The sequence below is a fragment of the Micromonospora sp. WMMA1363 genome, from assembly GCF_030345795.1.
In the GTDB taxonomy this organism is placed as follows: Bacteria; Actinomycetota; Actinomycetes; order Mycobacteriales; family Micromonosporaceae; genus Micromonospora.
Map to the genome: position 1 here is coordinate 672,178 of NZ_JAUALB010000001.1, position 10,527 is coordinate 682,704.

General features: G+C 69.4%; 9 protein-coding genes. 3 read left to right on the forward strand and 6 right to left on the reverse strand.

Going from position 1 to position 10,527, the window contains the following annotated elements; genetic code table 11:
* Window positions 1-247: 247 nt before the first annotated feature.
* Window positions 248-661, reverse strand: a complete 414-nt coding sequence (locus QTQ03_RS03165; RefSeq protein ID WP_289276633.1) for a hypothetical protein — start codon at window positions 659-661, stop codon at window positions 248-250.
* A gap of 478 nt (window positions 662-1,139) precedes the next feature.
* Window positions 1,140-2,426, reverse strand: a complete 1,287-nt coding sequence (locus QTQ03_RS03170; protein WP_289276634.1) for an ISAs1 family transposase — start codon at window positions 2,424-2,426, stop codon at window positions 1,140-1,142.
* Between the two features lie 235 nt (window positions 2,427-2,661).
* On the opposite strand from QTQ03_RS03170, the gene QTQ03_RS03175 reads away from it, so the two are divergent.
* Window positions 2,662-3,804 (forward strand): IS701 family transposase, encoded by a 1,143-nt coding sequence (locus QTQ03_RS03175; RefSeq protein ID WP_289279559.1) that lies wholly within the window; start codon window positions 2,662-2,664, stop codon window positions 3,802-3,804.
* 171 nt (window positions 3,805-3,975) lie between these two features.
* Here the strand turns inward: QTQ03_RS03175 and QTQ03_RS03180 are convergent, their stop codons facing one another.
* Both QTQ03_RS03180 and QTQ03_RS03185 read right to left on the reverse strand, forming a co-directional pair.
* Window positions 3,976-4,335: an MmcQ/YjbR family DNA-binding protein gene (locus QTQ03_RS03180; RefSeq protein ID WP_289276635.1), complete on the reverse strand. Its 360-nt coding sequence runs from the start codon at window positions 4,333-4,335 to the stop codon at window positions 3,976-3,978.
* A gap of 49 nt (window positions 4,336-4,384) precedes the next feature.
* Window positions 4,385-5,644: a condensation domain-containing protein gene (locus QTQ03_RS03185; RefSeq protein ID WP_353890623.1), complete on the reverse strand. Its 1,260-nt coding sequence runs from the start codon at window positions 5,642-5,644 to the stop codon at window positions 4,385-4,387.
* A gap of 158 nt (window positions 5,645-5,802) precedes the next feature.
* Here QTQ03_RS03185 and QTQ03_RS03190 point away from each other — a divergent pair, with 158 nt between their 5' ends.
* Both QTQ03_RS03190 and QTQ03_RS03195 read left to right on the forward strand, forming a co-directional pair.
* Entirely contained in the window at window positions 5,803-7,011 is a 1,209-nt protein-coding gene (locus tag QTQ03_RS03190) for a cytochrome P450 (protein WP_289276637.1), read from the forward strand.
* A gap of 232 nt (window positions 7,012-7,243) precedes the next feature.
* Window positions 7,244-7,666, forward strand: a complete 423-nt coding sequence (locus tag QTQ03_RS03195) for a VOC family protein (protein ID WP_289276638.1) — start codon at window positions 7,244-7,246, stop codon at window positions 7,664-7,666.
* 75 nt (window positions 7,667-7,741) lie between these two features.
* Here the strand turns inward: QTQ03_RS03195 and QTQ03_RS03200 are convergent, their stop codons facing one another.
* Entirely contained in the window at window positions 7,742-9,442 is a 1,701-nt protein-coding gene (locus QTQ03_RS03200; RefSeq protein WP_289276639.1) for an MFS transporter, read from the reverse strand.
* A 98-nt stretch (window positions 9,443-9,540) separates the two neighbouring features.
* Window positions 9,541-10,320 carry a 4'-phosphopantetheinyl transferase family protein gene (locus QTQ03_RS03205; protein WP_289276640.1) on the reverse strand — a complete coding sequence of 260 codons (780 nt, stop codon included), beginning with the start codon at window positions 10,318-10,320 and terminating at the stop codon, window positions 9,541-9,543.
* Window positions 10,321-10,527 lie beyond the last annotated feature (207 nt).

Genomic DNA, 10,527 nt, shown 5'->3' on the forward strand with positions numbered 1-10,527 from the left:
TAGGCGTCGGTTTGGTTAACAGTGGGTCTCGGTCGTCGACGCGGTTCAGTGTTGGCCGGGCGCGGATGACCGCCGTCGACCGGTCCGGTCGTGGCCGGATCGTCGCGCAGGGCCCCGGTCGCGACCGACGACGACCGGGGTTCGTGGGGCGCCGGCCCGCGCAGCATGGTGGCGGGCGCCCACGACCCCTCGTTCGACGGCCGCGACCCCGAGACGTCACCGGCCCATGTCCGCCTGCCAGCGGGGATCAACCTCGGTGCTGGCCGGCAAGCGAGGCAGAGCAGGAGCGGACAACGCGGGCGTCGGCGACGACCGGGTGCGCCCGACGGCGACGGGTCGCCGGCCGCAGGTGTGTCCGCAACATACGTCCGATCTGCTCGGACGCCATCAGTCGTCCGGTATGGTGCCGTTCCAACATCGTCCGTTCCGCGCCGTACCGCACGACCACGGCGGCTCCCCCCGCGGTCGCCGACGCGGCGACCTGGACCAGGGAGGCGAAGCCGTCCTCGTCGACGGCGGTCACGTCGGTCAGGTCGAGCTCGACACGCTCGAGCCCTGATTCGACGTGGCCGAGCATGTAGTCCGCGACCAGGGTTACGTAGCCAGCGGTTCTTCGGGTACAGCTACCGCTGACCGAAATCGCGACGACGGTGCTGCTCACTCTCCGGGCCTTGACCATCGGCAACACAAATTCCCCCTCCTGTTGGTGCTACACCCTAGAGCGGACGAACGCGGTGTGGGAATATCCGATCGGACCAATCATTGAGCATCCATGTTCGATCCCGACCGACACATTGAAGTGATCTCGGAAGGAATGGTGGCCGATTCGGTATGACACGGGCGGAGTGGTTCGTACCCTGGCATTTCGATCGATGATCTATGGAGGTGGGCGGTCGGTGGTGACGTGCGACATCTCGGACACGGTGACAGTGTGTCGCCTGTAGAGTGATACCTGCTGGACGCCTGGTGCGATGCCGTCGCCGTGGCCTGGCCATGCTCCACGTCGAGCACGGTGAGCTACCCGAAGCGGCACTACGCACAGCTACATACCGCTAGTTGGAATGTTCACCTACGTGCGCTTCCAGCAGTTGGTCGCCGACTCGGGAACACGGGCACGGCAAAGTCGGCGGGTGGGGTGTTTAGGCTGGTAGAAGGTCCAGGAGTTTGAGGATCCGGCGGTTCGTGCGGGCGTTGTATCGCAGCGCGGCGGCGATGTTGGTGGTGTCGTGGATTCTGAGCAGGCTGACCACTACGTTTCGTAGGGTTGCCATGACGCGTGGCGTGTTACCGGTCCGGACCCGGGAGGCGTCCTCGCCGAGGGTCACATCCCTCACCCAGTGCAGAACCTCGATTCCCCAGTGTTGGCGCACGTACGCGAGCAGGTCAGCGGGGTCGGCCTGCTCGGCGGTGAGGCTGGTGACATACAGCATCGCCTGGTAGCTGGTCTTGCCTTTGACGGTGACGGTCCGTTCGATCAGGAACACCTGCGCGACGTGCGGGAAGTTCACCTCGGGCGGAGCGGGTATGACCTGGATGGTGCGTCGCTCGTGCCGGCCCCGGTCGTCGTCCACGCTCCACGCGGTGACCGGCACCCCGGCCCAGTCCAGAGCGTCGAGCCGGTCGAACAGGGTGGGCTGGTTGTCCAGCACCGGGAAGATGAAGTGCGCGTCCTTGACCTGGCGCAGCCATCGGGCATGCTTACGCTGCGTCTGCATCGCGTCGGCCGTCACCACCTGGCCGGCCAGCTCGAGGGGCGTCAACAGCGGTACGAACGCGGTGATCTCATTGCTTTTGCCGTCGACCTGGCGCTGGGCGAGTACCACCCCCACGCATGACAACGCGGCGAGCAGGTGCGGCGCCGGGTTGCCGGCGCTCTTCGCACCGCGGCTGGTCTTGCCGTCCACCGCGACCTGGATCAGCCGCGGCCGGTGCCGACCGCGTGTACTGGCCCGCCAGCGGCGCTGGCCAGCGGCCTTGGCCCGGCGACGGGCCTTACGACCTCGCGGGGGCCGTACCCCGGTCCGCGCCTTCGCCCGCTGCGCCGCCAGGGCACGCCGCTGCAGCCACCGACCCATCACCGCGTCCAGCACGTCACCGTCGAGCCGGGCGCACAACCCGCGCACCGTCTTCTCATCCGGACCGACATACCGGCCGGTCGCCGGAGCCACCCGGGCGCCGAACACCTTCAGGGTCTTCTGTGAACACCCGGCGATCCACTGCCCGATCGCGTACACCGACGTATTGCCGGCCAGCACCGCCGCCAGGGCCAACCCGACCACCGTCGGCAACCGATGCCGGATCCCTCGCGCGTCCCGCGGATCAGAAACCTCCGACAGCGCCGCGACCAGGCTTTCCTGCCTGTTACGGCCCAACAGGACCGGTCGTGTCTGCTCGTCCGGCTGGTCTTGGACAGCGTTGATCAGCAATGATGCAGGCGCGGGCACGGTACTCCACAGGGTGATCCGAAGGCGTAGACAACCTCAAGATCACCGGAGCCGTGCCCGCCCCGTCAAATCCACTCTGGACCACAACACAAAGTCCTCACACGAGCACTCTCCGACTTTGCCGTGCCCGTGGACTCGGGAACCGGTCTAGTACTGCAACGGCGGGTCGTGGCTTCGGGTGCTGATCATTCGTTGGTTGGTTGTGGTGGATGCGCGGGTGGTCGGGTCGTGGGATGCCGGGTTGGAGGAGTTGTTCTTCCGGTTCGCGCATCGGTTTGAGCGGGTGGAGCCGCGGCGGCGGGCATGGGCGTATGTGCGGGGGCTACTGGCACCGTTGGAGCGGCGTAACGGCTGGACCCTCGCGGAGCAGGCTGGGCATGTGTCGCCGGATGGGTTGCAGGGCATGCTGTGCAGCGCGGCGTGGGATCGGGACGCGGTCCGCGATGACGTGCGCGATTACGTGGTGGACCAGATCGGCGATGCGGCCGGGGTGCTCATCGCTGACGAGACGGGGTTCGTCAAGAAGGGCCGTGCGTCGGCGGGGGTCCAACGGCAGTATTCGGGTACGGCGGGCAAGACCGAGAACTGCCAGATCGGCACGTTCCTGTGCTACGCCACGCCGCGGGGTCGGGCGTTGATCGATCGGGAGTTGTACCTGCCGAAGTCGTGGACCGGTGATCGGGACCGGTGCCGGCGCTCGGCGATCCCGGACGCCGTCGGGTTCGCGACCAAGCCGCAGCAGGCGCAGGCCATGCTGGAGCGGGCGGTCACCGCGGGGGTGCCGTTTTCGTGGTTCACGGCCGATGAGGCCTACGGGCAGAACCCTGGCCTGCGGGGCTGGTTGGAGGATCGGGACATCGCGTACGTGATGGCCACCCGACGCGACGATCGGGTGCCCTCCGGGCTGCACACCACCACCGGTGTCGACGAGCTGATCGGCAGGGTGCGTGCGGGCGCGTGGCAACGACTGTCGTGTGGTGACGGCGCGCACGGGCCGCGCCGCTACGACTGGGCTCGGCTGCCGATCCGCCGCACCTTTGCCCACGGCCGCCGCGGCTGGGTCCTGGCCCGACGCTCGATCACGGATCCCGGCGACATCGCCTACTACGTCTGCTTCGGCCCCCGCGGCACCCGACTACGCGACCTGGTGCGGGTCGCCGGTAGCCGTTGGTCGGTGGAGGAATCGTTCCAGACCGCGAAGAACGAGGTCGGCCTGGACCAGTACCAGGTCCGCCGCTACGACGCCTGGTACGCCCACATCACCCTCGCGATGGCCGCCGCCGCGTTCCTCGTCGTCACCCGCGCCCTCGAAGCCGCAAAGGGGGCACCACCGCAAACGAGCGCAGCCAGATCCCGCTGAGCAGCAACGAAATCCGCCGCCTGTTCGCCCACCTCGTCCTGACCACCCGCCGTCGAGCCGACCACATCCTGCGCTGGTCCGACTTCCGCCGTCGCCGCCAGGAACAAGCCCGAGCCGCCCACTACCGCAAACGACTCAAACCGCCATAAGTCACGACCCGCCGTTGCAGTACTAGTCCGGATCGTCGCCGTGCTGCGCGTCGAAGGCGGCCACCAGACGTCGAGGCGCGCGTAGCCGCCACGCCTCGGTGAGCAATTCGCCGAGGTGGACCGGGTCGACCCGGTCCAGGCGCACGCTCGTCCAGCCCTGCCGCCCCCAGTGGTTGTCCGGCGCGGAGAAGGTCGCCGGATCCTCGGCCAGCAGCTCCGCCTGATCCTGCGGACTGAGCCGCAGCATGACGGCGCCGGCGCCGGCGGGGAAGGATGCGAAGATCTTGTTGCGTACCCTCAGGTCGGCGTTGTCGAAGTGAGCGCTCGCGTGCGCCTCCGGGAGGGTCAGGGCCCGCTGCCGTACGTCGTCTTCGCTGATCATGCTTCCTCGGCTCGCCGGCCTGACAGTTCGCTTCGGTTCACTGGTCGACTCAGGCCACCGGTACGCCGCGCAACTCGGCCAGGGTTGCGTCGGTGGTCGCGACGGCGGCCCGGACCAACGCGACATAGCCCCGTACGAAGGCGTCCGCCCATCCCGGGTCGAACTCCGCGCGGGAACAGAGCAGCAACACCGAGAGCACGTCGCCCTGCGGTACGACGACGAACTCCAGTGCGAAACGCCGCCGTTCCAACTGGGCCGCCATGTCGTCGAGCTCCTCGCCGGCCATGTCGGCCCGGGTCAGCAGACTCCCCAGCAACTGGAACAGCACGTCGTCGGTGCGGCCCGTCCCGCCGACGACGGTGTCCGGGGGAAGGAGCTGGTGCGGCAGATCCTGATGGCGCATGGCCTCCATCACGGTGGTGCGGGTCTGCGCGATCAGCCCACCAAGGGTGGTGTCCGCGCCGAACCGCTCTCGTAGCAGCACCATGCTGGCGAAGAAACCCACCGTCTCGCGGACCTCGGGCCGGCTCCGGTTCGCGAACAGCGAGGCGACGGTGAGGTCGGACGCTCCGGTCTCGTGGTAGAGCAGGGCGTAGAACACCGCCAGGGTGACCGGGAACAGCGTGGTGCGGTGCCGGCGTGCGAGCTGTCGGAGACCAGCCGTGGAGTCCGCGTCGATGTAGCGTTCGATGGAGATCCACGGGGGTTCGCCGTCGGGCACCGGTCGCCGCCGTCGGGCCGGCAACTCCACCAGCCGCGCGCCGGCGAGCTTACCCGTCCAGTATCCGGCGAGGCGGTCCAGGTTGTCTCCGGAAAGCTGCTCGTGTTGCCAGTTGGCCCACTGCGCGTACTGCCACCGTGGGTCGGGCAGGTCGATCTCCTCGCCGGTCTCGCGTGCGTACAGGGCCCGCAGATCCCGCGCGAGCAGAGCATTGGAGTAGTCGTCCGAGCAGTAGTGGTGCAGGGTCAGTAGCACCAGGTGATGCTCGGGTGCGATCCGCAGCACGAGCGGGCGCAGCGGCCACACCGACACCTCGACAGGGGTGGCGACCTCGGTGGCGATCACCCGCCGCGCGGCGGCCGCGGAGTCCGGCTCGCCGGAGACGTCGGTCAGCGGCACCACAAGTGGCCGTGGCTCGTGGACGAGCTGGCGCAGCCGGCGACCGGGCGGGTAGGTGGTCCGCAGCGGCTCGTGCCGCGCCGACAGAGCGACCACCGCCCGGGTCATGGCGTCGTGGTCGTAGGGGCCGCGTAGGCGCCACAGGACCTGTTCGTTGAGGGCGCTGTCCTGACCCCGGTAGTGGTCCATGAGAGCCAGTAGGCGTTGACCGACGGAAGCGGGTTCCTCGCGCACAGGACGAGCCTATAGCGGCGACCCGACGGGTGTCGACATCCTCCACCGCTCGTGTCGTCTGTCGACGTATGTTGGGTCTTGCCGATCGGGGTGGACTCGCGGATAGTCTTCTCATGCGAGCCGACACCGCGCGTCCCCATCTGTCCGCGGCGTTCCTGGCGACCAAGGACGACCCGTATCCGGCCTACGCCGACCTGCGTGCGCGGGGCCCCCTGACCCGGGCGGAGCTCGGCCAGTGGCTGGTCACCGGCCACGGCGCGGTGTCGGCCCTGCTGCGCGACGGTCGGCTGGAGAGCCGGATGCCGGCGGAATACACCCGGCTGACCCTGGGCGACAGCCCGGGGGTCGACTTCCTCAACCGGATCGTGCTCACCCGGACCCCGCCGGACCACACCCGGCTCCGCCGGTTCATCGGCCGGGCCCTGGGCACACCGGTGGTGCGTCGGCTGCACGACCGTATCGCCGCCGCAACGGACGCGCTGCTCGAGCCCGCCCTCGACCGGGGGCGGCTGGACGTGGTGACCGAGCTGGCCGTGCCGTTGCCGGTCGGCGTGGTGTGCGACCTGATCGGCATTCCGACCGGTGACCGCCCCGACGTGCTGACCAGGGTCGTCGCCCTGGCAAAGGTGTTCGACGCGGCCAACCTCAACCCGGCGGATCTGACCGACATCAACGCCGCGCTGCCCTGGCTGCACGACTACCTCGGGGACCTGCTCGCCATGCGCCGGGACAGCCCGGGCGGCCCCACCCTGGCCGGGATGTACTGGGAGGAGTCCGCGTCGGACCGGCTGGCGGTGGCCGACTTCGTGGACAACATGCTCTTTCTGTTCCACGCCGGCTTCGAGACCACGATGGGCCTGGTGTCCAACGGCTTCGCCGCCCTGCTCGACCACCCGGAGCAGCTGCGCCGGCTGCGGGCCGACCCCGCGCTGGTGCCCTCGGCCGTGGAGGAGTTTCTGCGCTACGACGCGCCGATCCAGAACGTCATCCGGGTGGCCCGGGAACCGGTCGAGGTGGCGGGGCAGAAGATCCGCGCCGGCCGGACGGTGCTGTTGCTGCTCGGGGCTGCCAACCGGGACGAGGAGGTCTTCACCGACGCGACGCGGCTGGACGTCGGTCGCGATCCCAACCCGCACCTCGGGTTCGGCGGCGGGCTGCACCACTGCGTCGGCACCGCCCTGGCCCGGTTGATGTCGGTGGTCGTCTTCGAGCGTCTGGTCGGCCGGGTCGCCGTGCTCGGGCCCGCCGCGCTGGCGGTTCGGCGCCGGCACGCCAGCCTCCGGTCGTACGACCACCTGCCCCTGGCCGTGGCGGCACGCTGATGCCGCGTCCACCGGGGCCGCGCGGCACGGCAGGTAGGGTGTGCTGTCGCGTGTTGCCAGTGCCCCGGGAGAACCGGCCCGGGACAGTGCGGGCGCCAGGGGCATCGGCCGACGGCCCCGAAGACCTGGCGGCGGTGATCTGTTCGTCGCGTCGTGTCGGAGAGGACACGACGGACGCATAGAGTAGTTTTGTCCTGCGTCAATCCGTAGCACCGAGTCCGAGGAGAGCCTCATGGCCGATGCCTCCGTCGCGCCCACCGTCGCCCCGTACATCGCCTACGAAAACCCGGCGAAGGCCATCGAGTGGCTGATCGACACGTTCGGTTTCACCAAACTGGCCGTCTTCGACGACGGGCAGGGCAACGTCTACCACGCCGAGCTCCAGGTCGGCGACCACGGTCTGATCATGATCAACGGCGCCAACTCGACCCTGCGCATCGGCGAGCCGCTGGCGCTCGGCGCCGCGTCGGCTGGCACCTTCGTCCGTCGGGAGACCGAGACGGAGGTGAACGAACTCCACCGTAAGGCGGTGGCCGCCGGTGCGGAGATCCTGCTCGAACCGGAGGCGAAGCCGCACGACTCCTACGAGTTCACCTGCCGTGACCCGCAGGGGCACGTGTGGACCTTCGCGACCTACCGGACCAGCCTCGGCTGATTCCCACCTGCGCCGCCTGCGGTCTCGGTCCCGCCCTCGGGCGGGACCGAGACCGCGTGGCGTTCGGGGGCGGAGTCAACGGCGGGGCAGCAGGAAGCTCCCCACCAAGGCCAGCACGAAGCTGATCACGCTGTACCAGAGCGTGCCCACCATGGCCCGCTGGAAGCCGATCTGGCTCGCCTCGAACGACCGCTGCTCGATCACCGCGGTGGTACCGCTGCCCGCGGCCAGCCCGGTGCTGTCGCAGCCCTCGGGCGGCAGGGTCGGGTCGGCCGCGCCGAGCTGGTTCTCGAGGCAGTCGCGGAACCGGTCACCGATCTGCGTTGCCTGCGCGTCGGCCACGCCCGCGGCCACCAGGTCCGCGCGGAGCTCGGGCACGACGGTGTCGGTGGCGTGGGGCGTCTGCGCGGCCAGCAGACTGAAGAACAGCGTGCCGCAGGCGGCGATGCCGAGGGTCACACCGATCTGGTAGTTGGCGTTGACCACCCCGGAGGCGGATCCGGCCTGGTTGCCCGGGACGTCGGCGAGCGAGTAGCCCATCAGTGGCGGGAACGTCATACCCATGCCGGCGCCACCGATGAACATCGGCGCCAGCAGCTGCCAGACGGTCACCTGCGAGGTGCTGTCGATCACCCACATGAACCAGAACATGCTCCCGATCAGCAGCACCAGGCCGACCTGGAGGCCAGTCCGGCCGAGTTTGGGCGTGATCGCCCGGGCGGACAGCCAGCCGAGCAACGGCACGGCGATGTCCCAGGGCAGACCGGACAGACCGGCCCGGAGGATGCTGTAGCCCACGCCGATCTGCAGGTAGATCGTGATGACCAGGAAGAACGACATCACCGCGCCCTGGAAGAGGAAGACCACCACCAGACCCGCGTTGAACGAACGGTGCCGGAACAGCGACATCGGTACCAGCGGTGAGTCGGTACGGGTTCGCTGGTGCTGCACGAACACCGCGAACACCAGCAGGCCGGCGACCATGCTGGCGTACGTCCACACCGGCCAGTCCTGCTCCCGGCCCTGCACCAGCGGGTAGACGAGCAGCAGCACCGCCAGTGTGATCAGAACGGCTCCGACCAGGTCGAGCCGCTCCCGGCGACTGGTTTCCGACTCCGGCAGCAGTGCCCGCGCGGCGATGAACGCGGCGATCCCGATCGGCACGTTGACCAGGAAGATCGCCCGCCAGCCAAGCCCCGCGATGTCGGCGGTGGTCAGCAACGCGCCGACCAGCGGGCCGCCCACCGTGCCGAAGGCGAGCGCCGCACTCATCGCGGCGAACGCCCGGCCGCGTTCCTTGGGCGCGTAGAGGAGCTGGATGAGGGTGTAGACCTGCGGCACCATCGTCGCGCCCATCGCTCCCTGCACGAACCGCAGGACGATCAGCTGCTCGGGGCTCTGGGCGAGGCCGGCCAGCAGCGAGGTCAGGGTGAAGCCGGCGACGCCGATGAGGAACATCCGACGGACCCCGACGATGTCGCCGAGCCGACCGGAAATGATCAGCGTCGAGGCGAACGCGAGGGCGTAGCCGGCCACCAACCACTGCATCGTGGCGGCCGTCGCGTCGATGCCGTCGCGGATCGACGGCAGCGCGATGTTGACGATGGTGATGTCGAGCAGGTCCAGCACGAATCCGGTGAGCACCACGACGAGCGCGAGGGTGCGCTTACGCCCGGTGATCGGGGGGACGAACTCGTCGGGCGGCGACGGCGCGGGCGCGGGCGCCTCCACCGTGCCGGTGTCGGCACTGGATGACGTACGGGTGTCGTCGGACATCAGATCCCTCTCTGGGCTCATCGGACAGTGCAGCGTGGAGCCAGTGTTCCGCCGGTGCGGTGGGGCTGCGCCCCGACGCGCCGACGGCAGGTGGACGGTTACGGAGGCACGGTGCCGGCGATGGGTGTCGTATCGGTGCCGGCCGAGCGCCGGAATCGGTCGACGAGCAGACCGCCGTCGCGGATCGACGCCGCGAGCGGTCGGCCCAGGCTTGCCAGCGCGGCCGCGTAGCCGGGGGGTGCCGCGAGGTCGGCGAGGTGGGGCGTGGCCGGGGGAGCGGGCTCGGCGGCCCAGCGCAGTAGACCGGCCGGCTGGTCGGGCCGGGTCACCATGATCGCCGCCGGGTCCACCATCAGGCCGTCGCCGGTCGCCTTGAGCAGTGCCTCCTTCCTGGTCCAGTACCGGACGAACACGGGTAACCGGTCGGCCTCGTCGTGGCTGACGAGTGCCTTCCGTTCCTCGGACGCCAACGCGCGCAACGGGATCGTGTCGCGGCGGAGACCGATTCGCTCGACGTCCACCCCGACCTCGGTGCCGCGGGCGACGGCGATCACACACCATCTCCCGGAGTGCGAGACGGAGAAGCGTGCCGGTGCCGCCGGTGACCACAGCGTTGGCTTGCCATGCGGCCCGCCACACCCCTTGCAGGTCGCACGGAACCGCAGGGCCTCCGGGGCGACACCGAGCAGGAGCCCGAGCGCCAGCCGGGTGACGGCCCTCGCGGTGAGGAATGCGTTGCGTCCCGCCGGGTCACCGAACCCCGCGTGCCGCTGACGCTCCCCCTCGTCGAGCAGCGAGAGCAGCTCGGCGTCGCCGGGGTCGGCGATCGGTGCCCACCAGAGCAGGCAGGTGCCCTCCGCCGGGAGTCCGGTCGCCATGGCGGCGCCACCTTTCCGTCGGCCGCGGCCGGCCGCCCCACGTCGCTGTCCACATCCGTGGCGTGTGTGGTGCTTATAGTAAGTAGATTGTTCTTTCTACTCTACGTGCCTGGACTCGGTTCTGTGCCACTGTTACTTTGGCGTCGGCACACTCGTGCGGGAGCAAAAGCAACAGCTCCGTCGGACATGGGAGACCCAGATTGGGCG